At 68.0% G+C, this 15,166-nt stretch carries 18 protein-coding genes; 2 read left to right on the top strand and 16 right to left on the bottom strand.

Features of this window, described 5'->3' with window-relative positions; translation table 11 throughout:
* The 11 genes from KB221_07630 to KB221_07580 all read right to left on the bottom strand — a co-directional run bounded on the left by KB221_07630 (nucleotide 1) and on the right by KB221_07580 (nucleotide 9,362).
* Nucleotides 1–648 carry a RibD family protein gene (locus KB221_07630; GenBank protein ID WIY67990.1) on the bottom strand — a complete coding sequence of 216 codons (648 nt, stop codon included), beginning with the start codon at nucleotides 646–648 and terminating at the stop codon, nucleotides 1–3.
* Nucleotides 648–1,106, bottom strand: coding sequence for a transcriptional regulator NrdR (nrdR, locus tag KB221_07625; protein WIY67989.1), 459 nt, complete (start codon nucleotides 1,104–1,106; stop codon nucleotides 648–650). Before nrdR ends, KB221_07630 begins: the two co-directional genes overlap by 1 nt.
* A gap of 7 nt (nucleotides 1,107–1,113) precedes the next feature.
* Nucleotides 1,114–2,397: a serine hydroxymethyltransferase gene (gene glyA / locus KB221_07620; protein ID WIY67988.1), complete on the bottom strand. Its 1,284-nt coding sequence runs from the start codon at nucleotides 2,395–2,397 to the stop codon at nucleotides 1,114–1,116.
* Between the two features lie 81 nt (nucleotides 2,398–2,478).
* On the bottom strand, nucleotides 2,479–2,679 hold the full coding sequence (locus KB221_07615) for a hypothetical protein (GenBank protein WIY67987.1): 201 nt from the start codon (nucleotides 2,677–2,679) through the stop codon (nucleotides 2,479–2,481).
* Nucleotides 2,651–3,877 (bottom strand): 5-aminolevulinate synthase, encoded by a 1,227-nt coding sequence (hemA, locus tag KB221_07610; GenBank protein WIY67986.1) that lies wholly within the window; start codon nucleotides 3,875–3,877, stop codon nucleotides 2,651–2,653. The genes KB221_07615 and hemA overlap by 29 nt, the downstream gene beginning before the upstream one ends.
* Nucleotides 3,878–4,044: 167 nt before the next feature.
* The gene (gene mmsB / locus KB221_07605) at nucleotides 4,045–4,950 is read right to left on the bottom strand and encodes a 3-hydroxyisobutyrate dehydrogenase (protein WIY67985.1); all 906 of its coding nucleotides are present in this window, start codon (nucleotides 4,948–4,950) and stop codon (nucleotides 4,045–4,047) included.
* Between the two features lie 79 nt (nucleotides 4,951–5,029).
* Nucleotides 5,030–5,797: a methyltransferase gene (locus tag KB221_07600; protein WIY67984.1), complete on the bottom strand. Its 768-nt coding sequence runs from the start codon at nucleotides 5,795–5,797 to the stop codon at nucleotides 5,030–5,032.
* A 65-nt stretch (nucleotides 5,798–5,862) separates the two neighbouring features.
* Entirely contained in the window at nucleotides 5,863–6,645 is a 783-nt protein-coding gene (locus KB221_07595; protein ID WIY67983.1) for a hypothetical protein, read from the bottom strand.
* A 58-nt stretch (nucleotides 6,646–6,703) separates the two neighbouring features.
* On the bottom strand, nucleotides 6,704–7,753 hold the full coding sequence (locus tag KB221_07590) for an enoyl-CoA hydratase/isomerase family protein (protein WIY67982.1): 1,050 nt from the start codon (nucleotides 7,751–7,753) through the stop codon (nucleotides 6,704–6,706).
* Between the two features lie 62 nt (nucleotides 7,754–7,815).
* A complete protein-coding gene (locus tag KB221_07585) occupies nucleotides 7,816–8,202 on the bottom strand; it encodes a hypothetical protein (GenBank protein WIY67981.1) in 387 nt (128 codons plus the stop codon).
* Between the two features lie 20 nt (nucleotides 8,203–8,222).
* Nucleotides 8,223–9,362, bottom strand: a complete 1,140-nt coding sequence (locus tag KB221_07580; GenBank protein WIY67980.1) for an isobutyryl-CoA dehydrogenase — start codon at nucleotides 9,360–9,362, stop codon at nucleotides 8,223–8,225.
* Between the two features lie 105 nt (nucleotides 9,363–9,467).
* On the opposite strand from KB221_07580, the gene hemB reads away from it, so the two are divergent.
* On the top strand, nucleotides 9,468–10,472 hold the full coding sequence (hemB, locus tag KB221_07575) for a porphobilinogen synthase (protein WIY67979.1): 1,005 nt from the start codon (nucleotides 9,468–9,470) through the stop codon (nucleotides 10,470–10,472).
* A 1-nt stretch (nucleotide 10,473) separates the two neighbouring features.
* Nucleotides 10,474–10,854 carry a hypothetical protein gene (locus KB221_07570; protein WIY67978.1) on the top strand — a complete coding sequence of 127 codons (381 nt, stop codon included), beginning with the start codon at nucleotides 10,474–10,476 and terminating at the stop codon, nucleotides 10,852–10,854.
* Here KB221_07570 and KB221_07565 read toward each other — a convergent pair.
* The 5 genes from KB221_07565 to tmk are packed head-to-tail and all read right to left on the bottom strand — an operon-like array spanning nucleotide 10,851 to nucleotide 15,133.
* Nucleotides 10,851–11,924, bottom strand: a complete 1,074-nt coding sequence (locus tag KB221_07565) for an alpha/beta fold hydrolase (protein ID WIY67977.1) — start codon at nucleotides 11,922–11,924, stop codon at nucleotides 10,851–10,853. The genes KB221_07570 and KB221_07565 overlap by 4 nt on opposite strands.
* The gene (locus KB221_07560; protein WIY67976.1) at nucleotides 11,921–12,748 is read right to left on the bottom strand and encodes an MBL fold metallo-hydrolase; all 828 of its coding nucleotides are present in this window, start codon (nucleotides 12,746–12,748) and stop codon (nucleotides 11,921–11,923) included. The genes KB221_07565 and KB221_07560 overlap by 4 nt, the downstream gene beginning before the upstream one ends.
* Nucleotides 12,745–13,533: a TatD family hydrolase gene (locus tag KB221_07555; protein WIY67975.1), complete on the bottom strand. Its 789-nt coding sequence runs from the start codon at nucleotides 13,531–13,533 to the stop codon at nucleotides 12,745–12,747. The genes KB221_07560 and KB221_07555 overlap by 4 nt, the downstream gene beginning before the upstream one ends.
* Nucleotides 13,530–14,510 carry a DNA polymerase III subunit delta' gene (locus tag KB221_07550; protein ID WIY67974.1) on the bottom strand — a complete coding sequence of 327 codons (981 nt, stop codon included), beginning with the start codon at nucleotides 14,508–14,510 and terminating at the stop codon, nucleotides 13,530–13,532. Before KB221_07550 ends, KB221_07555 begins: the two co-directional genes overlap by 4 nt.
* Nucleotides 14,507–15,133 (bottom strand): dTMP kinase, encoded by a 627-nt coding sequence (gene tmk / locus KB221_07545; protein ID WIY67973.1) that lies wholly within the window; start codon nucleotides 15,131–15,133, stop codon nucleotides 14,507–14,509. The genes KB221_07550 and tmk overlap by 4 nt, the downstream gene beginning before the upstream one ends.
* Between the last annotated feature and the right edge of the window lie 33 nt (nucleotides 15,134–15,166).

Raw genomic sequence — 15,166 nt, 5'->3', positions numbered from 1 at the left:
TCAGGAGACTCTCTCGTAGCGTTCCCACAGGTCGTCACCACAGGGCTCGACCGCAAGGCGCCGGAAACGCGGGGCGTCGGAAAGTCGCGACAGGGCGAGCGCCGCCACGCAGGGTCGCCCCTCCCCGCCCAGCAGGATCGGGGCCCGGAACCACTCCAGCCGGTCGACGAGACCGGCGCGCAGGAAGCTGGCCGCGACCTGTCCACCGCCCTCGATCAGCACGGAGGTGACACCCCGGCGCTTCAGCACCGACAGGCTTGATGCGGCGGACGGACGCCCCTCCTCAGCCTCGACGCACTCAACCACGGCGCCACCGACGGGCGCGGGTGCAGTGACGGTCAGAATCAGACTGTCCCCGCCGGTCGCCACCTTCGCCGTCACCGGGGTCCGCAGGCGGCTGTCCAGCACGACCCGCAGGGGCTGATCCACGGGTCGGCCCGGAAGGCGGGCGGTCAGCTCGGGGTCGTCCGCCAGCACCGTCCCGACGCCGACGAGGATGGCGTCATGGGCGGCGCGCAGCCGATGGCCTTCCAGCCGCGCCGCCTCGCCGGTGATCCATTGGCTCTCTCCGGACGCGGTGGCGATCCGGCCGTCCAGCGAGGTGGCCAGTTTCAGGGTGACGCGAACCCTCTGGCTCGAGGCGGCCATCAGCTTTCGTCCAGACCCTCATCGCCAAGGAACCGGGCGAAGTCGCCGGTATGGCGGAAATCCTTGTAGACCGAGGCGTAGCGGACATAGGCGACCTCATCGACCGACTTGAGCGCCTTCATGATGAAGTCACCGACGGTCGAGGACGGGATTTCCGTCTCACCCAGGCTTTCCAGCTGGCGGGTGATCCGGCTGACCAGCTGCTCGATCTGCTCGGCCTGTACCGGACGTTTGCGCAGGGCGACGTTGAGCGACCGTTCCAGCTTGTCGCGATCGAACGGCGCCCGGCGACCGTTGCGCTTGAGGATCATCAGCTCGCGCAGCTGCACCCGTTCGAAGGTGGTGAAGCGCCCGCTGCACTGCGGACAGGACCGACGGCGTCGGATGGCGGCACCGTCATCCGACGGGCGGCTGTCCTTCACCTGGGTATCCTGATGTCCGCAGAAGGGGCATTTCATCAGTGATCTATCCGTAAATCGGGAAGCGGCGCGTGAGCGCGCGCACTTCGCCGGCAACGCGTTCCGACACGCCGGCGTCGGCCTCGTCCGTGCCCTTCATCGAGTCGATGACGTCCGCGATCCAGTGGCCGACCTGCTGGAACTCGCCGACGCCGAAGCCGCGGGTCGTGCCCGCCGGGGTGCCCAGACGGACGCCGGAAGTCACGGTGAAGGGCGCCGTATCGAACGGCACGCCATTCTTGTTGCAGGTCATCAGGGCGTGCTCGAGGGCCGCCTCGGTGGCCTTGCCGGTCACGCCCTTGGGTCGCAGGTCGACCAGCATCAGATGGGTGTCCGTGCCGCCCGAGACGATGGCCGCGCCGCGTTCGACCAGCACCGCCGCCATGGCCCGGGCATTGTCCACAACCTGCTGCGCATAGAGTTTGAACTCGGGCTTCAACGCCTCGCCGAAGGCCACGGCCTTGGCGGCGATGACGTGCTCCAGCGGCCCGCCCTGCAGGCCAGGGAAGACGGCGGAATTGATCTTCTTGCCCAGTTCGATGTCGTTCGACAGCACCATGCCGCCGCGCGGGCCGCGCAGGGTCTTGTGCGTCGTGGTGGTGACGACATGGGCATGCGGCAGGGGGTCGGGATAGACGCCGCCGGCGATCAGGCCCGCATAGTGGGCCATGTCGACCATCAGATAGGCCCCGACGCTGTCGGCGATCTCGCGGAAGCGCTTGAAGTCGATAGGACGGCTGTAGGCGCTGGCCCCGGCGATGATCAGTTTCGGCTTCTCGCGTTCGGCCATTTCGGCGACGTTGTCATAGTCGATCAGATGATCGTCCTGCCGCACCGTATAGGTCACCGGCCGGAACCATTTGCCCGACTGGTTGGCGGGCGAACCGTGGGTCAGGTGGCCACCGGCGGCGAGGTCCATGCCGAGGAAGGTGTCGCCCGGCTGCAGCAGGGCCTGGAAGACCGCCTGATTGGCCTGGGCGCCGGAGTGGGGCTGGACGTTGGCGAAGGCGCAGCCGAACAGCGCCTTGGCGCGCTCGCGGGCGATGTTCTCGGTCACGTCGACATATTCGCAGCCGCCGTAATAGCGACGCCCCGGATAGCCCTCGGCGTATTTGTTGGTCAGGACCGAGCCCTGCGCTTCCAGCACCGCCTTCGAGACGATGTTCTCGGAGGCGATCAGTTCGATCTGCTCCTTCTGACGGCCCAGTTCGCCCTGGATCCCGCCGAAGATGTCGGGATCAGCCTCGGCGAGGCTCTTCGAGAAATAGGCGTCGTGGGTGAAGGCGGTCACGAAGGAGCCCCGATACTAGAGTTGCGCCGAAACAGGCGACTCCTCTACGCCCCCGGCCGACCGACCACAACATCTGGTGGGTCAGCGCGACGCCAGCGCCTTCTTGAGCTTGGCAATCGCCAACCGCTCGACCGCCTTCGGCTCATGCGCCGGGCCGATGGCGACCGCTTCAACAGCGGTTGCCACATGCACAGCACAACATTTCAGATAGAGGCCCTGACGGGTGGTCTCGACGATGACCTCGCCGATGTCCTCAGGCGACGGCAGGGAGGCGCGCCACATTGCAGTGGGTCCACAGGGCGTCCATGGCGCGGACGAGGTCGTCCATCATGGCGTCGGTGTGGTTGGGCGACGGGGTGAAGCGCAGCCGCTCGGTGCCCTTGGGCACGGTGGGGTAGTTGATCGGCTGGACATAGACGCCGTGCTCTTCCAGCAGCATGTCCGAGATCATCTTGGCGTGGACCGGATTGCCGACGAACACCGGCACGATGTGGCTGACCGAATCCATCACCGGGATGCCCGCGGCCCGGAAGCGGGCCTTGAGCGTGGCGGCGCGCTCCTGGTGGGCGTCGCGCAGCTCCGGATGGGCCTTGAGCCAGCGCACCGAGGCCAGGGCCCCGGCGGTCAGGGCCGGCGGCAGGCTGGTGGTGAAGATGAAGCCCGCGGCCCAGCTGCGCACCGCATCGATGATCACCGCGTCGGCCGCGATATAGCCGCCCATGACGCCGATCGCCTTGCCGAGGGTGCATTCGACGATGTCGATCCCGTCCAGCACCCCGTCGCGCTCGGCCACGCCCGCGCCGGTCGCGCCGTACAGGCCGACCGCATGGACCTCGTCGAGATAGGTCAGGGCATTGTACTGGCGTGCCAGGGCAATGGTGCCGGCCAGGTCGGCGATGTCGCCGTCCATCGAATAGACGCTCTCGAAGGCGATCAGCTTGGGGGCATCGGCCGGGGCCGCCGCCAGCAGGGCCTCGAGGTGTTCCAGATCATTGTGGGCGAAGATGTGCCGCTCGCAGCCGCCGTTGCGGATGCCGGCGATCATGGAGGCGTGGTTCAGGCTGTCGGAGAAGATGATCAGGCCGGGCAGGATCCGCTGCAGGGTGGTCAGGGTCGCCTCATTGGCCACATAGCCCGAGGTGAACAGCAGGGCCGCTTCCTTCTGGTGCCAGCTCGCCAGCTCGGCCTCCAGATCGACCGCCGACCGCGTCGTGCCCGAAATGTTGCGCGTGCCGCCGGCGCCGGCACCGACCGTATCGATCTCGGTCTGCATGGCCTCCAGCACCGCCGGATGCTGGCCCATGCCCAGATAGTCGTTTGAGCACCAGACGACGACGTCCTGCTCGGTCCCGTCCTCGCGACGCCGCTTCGCCAGCGGGAACTCACCGCGCACGCGCTTGAGGTCCGCAAAGACGCGATAGCGCCCCTCGCCCTTGACCTGCTCAACAGCGGTCTGGAATGCGGCCTGGTAGTCGAACAAGCGGAGTGGCCCCGAACGTCGCGAAATCAATGGTCGGGTGATGCGCCGATCGAGCCGATTTGTCCATGAATCGGACCGGACAAAAGGCCGCAAGCCCTTAATTGATAACAGTTCTCAATCTCGCTGAACCGTGGTCAGCAGGCTCCGCCTTCCCGACCCGGCCAAGCCTAGCCCTTCGGGAGCTCATCCAGCTGACCCCGCAGCATCTGCAGGATGGCCGAGAAGTCGCGGCCACCGTAGCCGAGGCCGTTGAACATCTGGAACAGGGCCTCGGTCTGGGCGCCCAGGGGCGTCGAAGCCCCCACCTTGGCCGCCGCGTCCTGGGCCAGTTTCAGGTCCTTGAGCATCATCGCCGTGGCGAAGCCGCCGTCGTAGTTGCGGTTCGACGGCGCGGTCGGCACCGGCCCGGGCCAGGGGTAGTAGGTCGTCGTCGACCAGCTCTGGCCCGACGACTTGGCGACGATGTCGAACATCTTCACCGGGTCCAGCCCCAGCTTCTCGGCCAGGCCGATCGCCTCGCAGGTGCCCAGCATGGTGATGCCGAGGATCATGTTGTTGCAGATCTTGGCCGCCTGCCCCGCCCCGTGGTCCCCGGCGCGGAACGTGGCCCGGCTCATCGGCTCGAGCGCCGCCTCGATGCGGGCGAAGTCGGGCTCGTCGCAGCCGACCATGAAGGCCAGGGTCCCGGCGTCCGCCGCCATGGTTCCGCCCGACACCGGCGTGTCGGCGAAGGCGTAGCCGGCGTCCTTCGCCAAGCCGGCCACCTTGCGCGCGGTGTCGACGTCGATGGTCGAGCAATCCAGCAGCAGGGCCGTGATCGGCGCCACGCCGATGATCTGTTCCGAATAGACCTTCAGCACATGCTGTCCCGCCGGCAGCATGGTGATGACGACGTCCGCGTCCTTGACCGCTTCAGCAACCGACCCGACCGGCACGCAGCCCGCGGCGGCGGCACGATCCAGGGCGGCCTGCGACAGGTCGAAGGCGGCCACGGCGTGACCGGCCTTCGCCTGGTTGGCGGCCATGCCTCCGCCCATGTTGCCGAGGCCGATGAAGGCGATCCTGTGGGTCATGGCGTACGCTCCCTGTTGGTTTTCGGGAGGGTTAGCCGGTCGCCCGCCCGGTCGCCAGCGGCGCCGGGCAGTTTTTCGATCAGGCCGGCTTCCTGAAGCGCAGCATGAACTGGCTGGTACGGCCACGGATCGAGCCGTCGAAGACATTGGCCGTCAGCGGGTCGGCGGCGTTGGCCAGGAGGTTGCTCTCGCCGTCCAGCACGAAGCCGGCCGCCAGCACCTCGCGCTTGACCGCCTCGATGTCGATCCGGTGCACCGTATTGGAGGCCGTCAGGGGCGAGCCCGCCACGGCATGGTGGTCGACCACCACATAGAGGCCGCCCGGCTTCAGCGCCTGGAACACGGCCGCATTGACCCGCGAGGCCGTGTCGGCCGGGGCGATGCTGAGGTGAAGGTCGTGGTAGTTCTGGGCGGTGAAGACCAGATCCAGTCCATTCGGGAACTCTGGCGCAGCGATCGGCGACCGGATGCCGTCGACATTGGCCAGGCCGTCCACGGCCGTCAGGCTGTCTCCATAGCTGGCCTGAAAGGCGATGAACTCGGCCGGCTGCCAGGCCGTGACACGGCCTCGCGGGCCGACGGCGGCGGAGAAGACGCGGGTGAAATAGCCGCCGCCGATGATCATGTCGGCGATCTTCTGGCCGGGCCGGACATCGGCGAAGGCCAGGGTCTCGGCGGTATGGCGCGCCTCATCGCGGGCCCTGTCGTCGGCGGGCCGCGAGGGCTCGGCCAGCACAGCGGCGTAGTCTGCCAATGTCGGGGCAGGCGTCGCGCCCATACCGCCCATACAGCCCAGCGACGCCAGGCTCATCGCCGCGACGGCGGCCAGAATGACGGAACGGCGCATGGTCATGTCTCCCAGGGCGCCGCGCAGGCGCTGACGGCGCAGCCTAGACCGAACGACGGTCGTCGTCAGCCGGGTTTGCGGAAGCGATAGACGAACCGGTCGGAGCGACCGCGAATGCTAGCATCAAAGACGCTCAGGCTGTGGTCGTCCGCCGGCATGCGGACGGCGTCGGTCTCGCCGTCGAAGATGAAGCCGGCGGCCTCGACCTGCCGCCGCAGCTCGGCCGCCTCGATGCGATGCAGGGTTCCCGCCACGCTGATCCCCGCGCCGTCCGCCGCCTGGTGGTCGAGGATGACATACAGCCCGCCCGGCTTCAGCGCCGCGAACACCGCCGCATTCATGGCGGCCACGTCCACGTTGAAACGCGGAATGGCGAAGTCGTGGTATTCCTCGCCCATGAAGACGACGTCCAGGGGGCGATCGAAGCTCATCTCCTCGAGCTTGCCGGTCAGCCGGACGACATTCGGATAGTCCGTCGCCAGGGCGTCGCCGAAGGCATTCTCACGCGCCGCCGTCTGGTTGGGCACGAAGGCATAGGCCCGGCCCTGCTCGCCGACCATCACCGAGAACAAACGGGTGAAGAAGCCTTCCTCCGGCCGGATGTCCGCGACGGCCATGCCCGGCCGCAGCCCTGTGAACTCCAGCATCGCCCGGGTCTGGCGCAGGTCGTCGCGGGCCCGGTCCGCTTCCGGCCGCCGGGCGTCATTCATGGCTGTTTCAGCCCATGAGGCGACGGGCGGCGGCGGTGCCAGAACCTCCGGCCGGATGCCTGCGTACTGCGATCCGGCGCACGCGCCCAGGGACATCGCCAGCACGGCCGCAACGCCCGCCATCAACATGGAACGCATGATCTTCTCCTCCTGCTCCGGCGCAGCTACGCCCCGGAACCGTCGCGGACGCAAGGCCTCAGTCCAGCGGCGTCCATGCCTGGCCCTCAGGCAGCGGGGCGAACAGGCGGTCGAGGTCGGCCTCGCTGACGCCCGACAGGTCGGCGGGCGACCAGTCCGGCGCATTGTCCTTGTCCACCACCACGGCGCGGACGCCCTCCTGGAAGTCATGGGTCCGGACCACGCGCCCGCCGAGCCGGTACTCCAGCGCCATATTGTCCGCGAACGACGGCATGGCCGCCCCGAGCCGCAGCTGGCGAAGCGTCACCTTCAGCGACTGCGGCGACTTGGTCTTCAGCGTGGCCAGCTGCGCCAGGGCCCAGTCGGAGCCGTCTGCGTCCAGGGCCGCGAAAATTTCCTCGACCGTGTCGAAGGCGAACAGCCGGTCGATGGCGGCCAGATGGGCCTCGACCGGGGCTTCACCCGGGTCGGCCTCGAGACCGTCCGCGACATCGATCGGATGGGCCGGATCGGCGGCGAGGATCAGGCGGAAGGCATCCAGCGCGTCGGCCGGCAGATAGTGGCTGTGAATGCCGAGGAAGACGGTATCGGCCGCCTTCAGTCGCGCCCCGGTCAGGGCCAGCCACACGCCGGCCTGACCCGGCAGGCGCGGCAGGAACCAGCCGCCGCCGACATCGGGAAACAGGCCGATGCCGGTCTCGGGCATGGCATAGGTCGTCCGTTCGGTGGCGATGCGGACGTCCGCCGGCTCCGAAATGCCGACCCCGCCGCCCATGACGATGCCGTCGACGATCGCGGTGATCGGCTTGGGATAGTCGAACATCAGATGATTCAGCCGGTATTCGACCATGAAGAAGGCTTTCGCCTCCGACGCGTCTCCGGCCCCGCTCTCGGCAATCATCCGGATGTCACCGCCGGCGCAGAAGCCGCGCTCGCCGGCGTGATCGATCAGCACGGACTTGACCGCATCGTCAGACCGCCAGGCCAGCAGGGCCTCCGTCATCGCCTCGCACATGGCGCGGTTCAGCGCGTGCAGCGCCTTTGGCCGGTTCAGGGTGATACGCCCGACGCCGGAATCGACGCGGGTCAGGACTTCGGACTCACTCATGGCGCTGACCTAAGGGGGGGCGGCCGGCCCGTCCAGCCTCGATGTCGCGGCATGGCGAGCCGCTACTGTTCAGTCGCTGGCCAGTCGATCTTCTGGCAGCGCTCGACCTCGGAGGCGGAATCGCAGGCCCAAAGAACGAAGCTCATGGTGTCGCCCGTGCTGGCGCGGCCCTCGACGAGGCGGGCACGGCGCATGCTCTGGATCACCTCCCGGCCAAAGCGTGTCCCATCAGGCGCGGTGCGCAGGATCTGACAATCCTCTACCCGCCCTGCTTCCGCCACCGTGCAGGTCACTTCCGCCTGGACCGTTCCGGCCTCACGGACCGGAAAGTCAGGCAACGGCATCCTCGCCCATGCGAGTTGGCCGTTACTCCAGTGTCGAGCCTCGGCCTGCTGGGCCTGCGGCTCCAAGAGACCGATGGACAAAAGAGTGATGGCGAATCCAAGCATCGAAGACCTCCGAAAGAAATCTACTGCCGCAGCATCTCCCGCGCCGTGATCACCCGCATGATCTCATTGGTGCCCTCCAGAATCCGGTGCACCCGCAGGTCACGCACGATCCGCTCCAGCGGATAGTCCTTGAGATAGCCGTAGCCGCCGTGCAGCTGCAGGGCCTCGTCGGCGATCTGGAAACAGGCGTCCGTGGTCATGCGCTTCGCCATGGCGCACCATTTGGTCTTCTCGGGGTGGTTGGTGTCGATGGCCCAGGCCCCGCGCAGGACCATCAGCCGGCAGGCCTCCAGCTGGGTCGCCATGTCGGCCAGTTTGAACTGGGTATTCTGGAAGTCCGCCAGGGACTTGCCGAACTGTTTGCGGGTCGTGACATAGGCCTGGGTCGTCTCCAGCGCCAGCCGGGCGCCGCCCAGCGAACAGGCGGCGATGTTCAGCCGGCCGCCGTCCAGACCCATCATGGCGTAGCGGAAGCCGTCGCCTTCCTTTCCCAGCAGATTGGCCGCCGGGATGCGGCAGTCGTCGAAGGCGACGATGGCCGTGGGCTGGCTGTTCCAGCCCATCTTCCTTTCCTGCGCCCCGAAGCTCAGGCCGGGCGTGTCCTTCTCAACCACGAAGGTCGAGATGCCCTTGGGGCCGTCCGCGCCGGTGCGGGCCATGACCACATAGACGTCCGACGTGCCGGCACCGGAGATGAAGGCCTTGGAGCCGTTCAGCACCCAGTGGTCACCGTCCCGCTTCGCCGTGGTGCGCAGGCCGGCCGCGTCAGAGCCCGAGCCCGGCTCGGTCAGGCAGTAGCTGGCGATCAGCTCCATTGTCGTCAGCCGCGGCACAAAGCGGCCGCGCAGATCGTCGGAGCCGAAGCTGTCGATCATCCACGTGGCCATGTTGTGGATCGAGATGAAGGCCGCCGTGGACACGTCGCCGCGCGACAGTTCCTCGAAGATCAGCGCCGCCTCGACCCGGCCCAGGGCCATGCCGCCGTGTTCCTCGCCGGTGTAGATGCCGCAAAAGCCCATCTCGGCCGCGTGCTTCATCACATCGACGGGGAAATGTTTGGTCTCGTCCCATTCGGCGCTGTGCGGGGCCAGTTCGGCGTCAGCGAACTGGCGGGCCGCGTCCTGGATGGCGCGCTGATCGTCGTTGAGAGCGAAGTCCATGGGGCGTTTCCTCGAGTCTTTGGAGGGCTTCTATCCGGTCCCCTCTTCCGATGGGAGAGGGCTTGAACCTTCTCCCCGCGGGATAAGGAAGCTAGAGAGCGCACCATGACCCAGCCGTTCGCCCCCGCCGCCTTTCCCTACGCCCGGCCCCGTCGCCTGCGCAGCAGCCCGTGGGTGCGCCGGCTGGTGGCCGAGACGGTCCTGACGCCAGCCGATCTGGTCTGGCCGCTGATCGTGCACGACGGTGCCGAGGATCGCATTCCGGTCGCCTCCATGCCCGGCGTCTATCGATTGTCGCCCAAGGCCGCCGCCGCCGCCGCCGTCGAGGCCCGCGACCTCGGCATCCCCGCTGTCGCGCTGTTCCCGAACGTCGACGGCGCGATCAAGGACGCCATCGGCACCGGCGCGACCGACCCCGACGGCCTGATCCCCGACTGCATCAAGGCGATCAAGGACGCGGCCCCGGAGATCGGCGTCATCACCGACGTGGCGCTGGACTGCTACACCGACCACGGCCACGACGGCGTGGTCGAGAACGGCCGCATCCTCAATGACGCCAGCCTCGAGCGGCTGGCGGAACAGGCCTTCATCCACGCCCACGCCGGCGCCGATGTCGTGGCACCCTCGGACATGATGGACGGCCGGGTCCAGGCCATCCGCGAGGCGCTGGAGGCCAACAGCTTCCACGACGTCCTGATCCTGTCCTATGCGGCGAAATACGCCTCGGCCTTCTACGGCCCCTATCGCGATGCGGTCGGCTCGGCCAAGGCCCTGACCGGCGACAAGAAGACCTACCAGATGGACCACGCCAATTCCGATGAGGCCCTGCGCGAGGTGGCCATGGACATCGCCGAGGGCGCCGACGCCGTCATGGTCAAGCCCGGCATGCTGTATCTCGATATTGTTCAACGCGTTGTGGAGACTTTCAAAGTCCCGACCTTCGCCTATCAGGTGTCCGGCGAATACGCGATGATGCGCGCGGCCATGGCCAACGGCTGGCTCGAGGAGGACCGCGCCATCCTCGAAAGCCTGCACGCCTTCAAACGCGCGGGCTGCGCCGGGGTCCTGACCTATTTCGCCCCGCAGGCGGCCCGGCTGCTGGGCGCCTAGGATGAATCCGGGCCCGGCCATCCGACCCGGGACTCTGACCGCGCTGACCTTTGTTGCCTATCAGGCCTGGTCGATCGGGCTGGGGGCCTTCGTGTTCTTTTTCGCGCTGGGGAAGGACAGTGCGCCAATCCCCGACCCGGCGACTGGTCGAACCTTTGCCTTCAGCAATCACGGGTCGGAATTCTACGTCGAGCAGTGGAAATTCTATCTGTTCTACATTGCGCTCGGGCTCGGCATGGTCCTGTTCATGATTTCGGTCGGCGCCATTCAGCTACGGTTCGGCAAGGCCGCCCTGGTTCGCGTCCGCCCGGTGAGCCTGTTCCTGGCCGTATGCGGCGCCGTCCTTTTCTGGTTCGGAGCCATCTGGCTATTGGCCGACTAGCGGTCCGTCCGCGCCAGCAGGTCGATCAGGTCCCGCTTCCAGAACACCGCCCAGGTGTGGGTCCCGTGACCCTTCCCGCCGGCGCTGTTGGGAACCAGCCGATAGCGGACGCCGGCGATCCGCGGGACGAACTGCTCCGACAGTCCCAGCTCGGGCGGATTGATGAAGTCGTCGGCGGAGTTGATCCAGGTCATCGGGGCGGTGATCCGCTCCAGCCCCGCCGAGGGATCGTAGTCGAACGAGGCGTTGACCTGGTACCAGAGATCGTTGGCGTCCAGCGCCGGCAGGCGTCGGTCCATCTGCGCGGCCAGGTAGCCGTCCACCGCCGCCGGTGTCGCCAGATCCTGCTGCATGGCCATCGGCGCGGAGCCCGCGAGCAACAACAGATCAACTGCCGTGCGCAGGCCCTCGATCGGCTGGGCCGCATAGTCGCCGCCCGCCCAGGCCGGATCGCTGCGGATCGCGTCCTTCAGCATGGTCCGCCACAGGCGGTTGCGCCCGACGATGGCCGTCGGCTGGCAGGCCATGGGCATGAGCGCTTCGGCGAACCCGGGATGGGCCTCGGCCCAGACGAAGATGTGCATACAGCCCATCGAGGTGCCCAGCATCAGCCGGACCCGGTCCACGCCCAGCCCGTCGACCAGCATCCGCCGCTGCGCCTCGACCATGTCGGCATAGCCATATTCCGGGAACCGCGCCCGCTGCCCGTCCGACGGCTTCGATGACCCGCCGTGGCCGAGGTTGTCGGGCATGATGATGTAGTAGCGCGCGGTATCGAGCGGCTGGCCGGGCCCGAACAGCTCGCCCGCGAACTGCGGCGACAGGAACTGCGCGCCGGTTCCGCCGGTGCCGTGCAGCAGCAGGACTGCGTTCTCGACCCGACCGTCGGCACCCCGGCGCGGCTGCCCCAGGGTGCGGTAGTGCATCCGCAGTTCGGGCAGCGACTGGCCCGAGGTCAGGGTGAAACCGGCCGCGGTGAAATCGCCTTCGAGCGGCGCCGGCTGGGCCATCGCCGTCGAGGACAGAAGCAGGGCGGCCAGGCCGCAAACCAAAGGCAGAAGACGTTTCATCGGGGCGCTCCGGTCTCAAGGGACAGACGGGCCGACCAGCCGTCGTAGGCGACATCGACGTTGGCCGGCACGACGGCCTTCAGGGCGTTGTAGTCGAGGTCGAGGTGCAGATTGGTCAGAACGGCCCGCTTCACGCCGGACCGGGCGATCCAGTCCAGCGTCTTGTCGACATGGGCGTGGGTCGGGTGCGGGGTCCAGCGCAGGGCGTCGACGATCCAGAACTCGCAGCCGCGTACCGCCTCGATCGCCGCCTCGTCGAGGTCAGACACGTCGCTGGAATAGGCCACCGGCCCGATGCGATAACCGACCGAGCGGATCGGGCCATGCGCCTGGTCGAAGGTCACGACCGGGATCGCGCCGCCCGCACCCCCGACCGCCCATGGCTCTCCATGCGGCGGGATCGCCATCTCGTCCAGAATGGCCGGATAGCCTTCCTGGGTCTTGAAAATATACGGAAACCGCCCGGTCAGGGCATAGCGCGTTGCGACGTCCATCCAGGCCGGAATGCGCCGCCGCGCGCGCATGGCGAAGACCCGCAGATCGTCGATGCCATGCACCTGATCGGCGTGGTCATGGGTGTAGAGGACCGCGTCGACATGGCGGACGTTCGCCGCCAGCATCTGGGCGCGCAGGTCCGGCGAGGTGTCGACCAGCACGCTGGTCACCCCGTCCGCCCCGTGCCGGCGCACCAGCAGCGAACAGCGGGTACGATAGTTCTTCGGCTCGGCGGGATCGCAGTCGCCCCAGTCGCCGTCTCCGCGCGGCACGCCGCCGGACGAGCCGCAGCCGAGGATCACGACTTCCAGCGCGCCAGACTCGCTCATGCGCCCTCCGGCCTCGGTATGCGGTCGAACAGGGCGAAGAAGGCTTCGGTCGTGCGCGCCTCCGCCTCGCCCCGGCTCCAGCCGCGGATCTCAGCCAGTTTGTCGAGGACGTGAACCACCCAGGCCGGCTCATTGCGCCGCCCCCGGTGCGGCATGGGCGCCAGATAAGGACAGTCGGTCTCCACGATGATCCGCTCGGGCGGCATGCCGGCCACGATCTCGCGCACCTCGTTCGCCGCCTTGAAGGTGGCGATGCCGGAGACCGAGAACCAGGCACCGAGTTTGGCTGCCTTTTCCGCGAGTTCTGGCCCACTGGTGTAGCAATGCATCAGGAACCGGAACGGCCCGTCGGCCTGCTCCTCGGCCAGGATGCCGGCCATGACGTCATCCGCCTCGCGCGTATGCACGACCAGCGGCAAGCCAGTCCTGCGCGCGGCGTGGATATGGGTCCGGAACACCGCCGCCTGCACATCGCGCGGGCTGAGATCGTAGTGGAAGTCCAGCCCGCACTCCCCGATCCCGACCACCCGCGGCCTTCCAGCCAGTTCGATCAGCCGGTCGACGGTCAGGTCGACATGGTCCTTCGCCTCGTGCGGATGGGCACCGACCGTGCACCAGATGTCGTCATGGGCCATGGCCAGCCCATGGGTGGCCTCGAAGGTCGACAGCTTGTCGGAGATCTCCACCATCATCTGAACGCCGGCCTCGCGGGCCCTTGCGATCACCGCATCGCGGTCTTCATCGAACTGATGCGCATGCAGGTTGACGTGGCTGTCGATGATCATCCGCCGCCTGCCTTGACCCGTTGCAGGTCGGCCAGGGCCCCCGCCAGCACATCCGCCCGGTCCAGATTGATTGCGGCCGTCCGGTCCGGCAACTCTGCCAGACGGCTCCACAGATCCGCCCAGCGCGCGCCGGACGCCCCCTCCTCCAGCGCCCGCACCTTCACGGCCGCCGAGAGCCGGTCCATCAGGGTCTCGAACCGGTCCTGCCCCTCGGGTCCGCGGAATTTGTCCGCGACCGCGAGGGCCTCGGCGCGATCCACGCTCGGTGCCGAAACCCAGGCCTGCGCCAACTGGTCTGCTTCCAGCGTCGCACCGGACGCCAGCGCCAGCGCCCGGCCCGGTGAGCCGCCGGCCATGCCCGCGATCCGGGCGGCCTCGGCGGAGCTCACACCCGTGCGATTGCGGACCAGTTCCTCCAGGGCATGCAGCGGCCAGACCGGAAAGGCCAGCCGACGACAGCGGGAACGGATCGTCGCCAAAAGCCGGCCCGGCGCATGGGTGACGAGGAACAGTACGCCCCGCTCGGGCGGCTCTTCAAGAACCTTCAGCAAGGCATTGGCGGCGTTCAGGTTCAGGTCGTCGGCGGCATCGATGATGGCCACGCGGTAGCGCGCCTGGGACGGGCTCTTGGCGAAGAATTCGGGCAGCTCGCGGGCCTGGTCGACCGAGATCGACTTCTTCGTCTTGCCGCCCTCGACGGCCCGCTCAAGCACCAGCAGGTCTGGATGGGACCGGGCCGTGACCAGCCGCGCCACCGGATCTTCAGGGCTGGTTCCAAGCGGCCCCCGCGACGGATCGGGCGCGGCCCCCAGCAGGCGGCGCGCGGCGCGGAAGGCGAAGGTCGCCTTGCCCGAACCCTCGGGGCCGCAAAGCAGCCAGGCGTGGTGCAGCCGATCCTTGCCGAACGCGTCAAGGAAGGCGGCTTCGGCCGCCGCATCGGGGACCAGGTCGAATCGATCCCGTGCGTGTTCACTCACGGCAACCGGGCCTCGACGGCGGCCCATACACGGGCCTCGACCGTGTCCTGATCGCCGTCAGCGTCGATGATGACGCACCGCTCGGGATACCGCGCAGCGATGTCGAGGAAGCCGCGACGCAGACGCGCATGGAACTCGAGACCCTTGGATTCGAAACGGGTCTCGAACTGACCGCGGCCGAACGCCCGCTCCAGCCCGACCTCGACCGGGAGGTCGAAGATGAGCGTCAGGTCCGGCTGGGTGGCACCGACGATAGCTGCGTCCAGCGATTCGATGAACGCCGCCGGCGTGCCCCCGCCGACACCCTGATAGGCGCGGCTGGAATCGGCGAAACGATCGCAGACCACCCAGCGGCCGGCCTCGAGCGCGGGCCGGATGGTACGCTCCAGATGGTCACTGCGGGCGGCGAACATCAGCAGGGTCTCGGTCACCGGTGACCAGCGCCCGGCATCTCCGTTCAGGGCGATGGCGCGGATATCCTCGGCCCCGGGCGACCCGCCCGGCTCACGGGTCTGGACGACCTCCAGCTCACGCGCGCGCAGCCGGTCGACCAGCCGCGCGGCCTGGGTCGACTTGCCGGTCCCCTCGCCGCCTTCGAACGTGATGAATCTGCCCTGGGTCACCGGCGCACAATGGCGACGGCGGGCAATCAAGCA

The organism is Aquidulcibacter paucihalophilus, from assembly GCA_030285985.1.
Classification (GTDB): domain Bacteria; phylum Pseudomonadota; class Alphaproteobacteria; order Caulobacterales; family Caulobacteraceae; genus Brevundimonas.
This window is presented reverse-complemented; position numbering and strand designations above follow the sequence as displayed.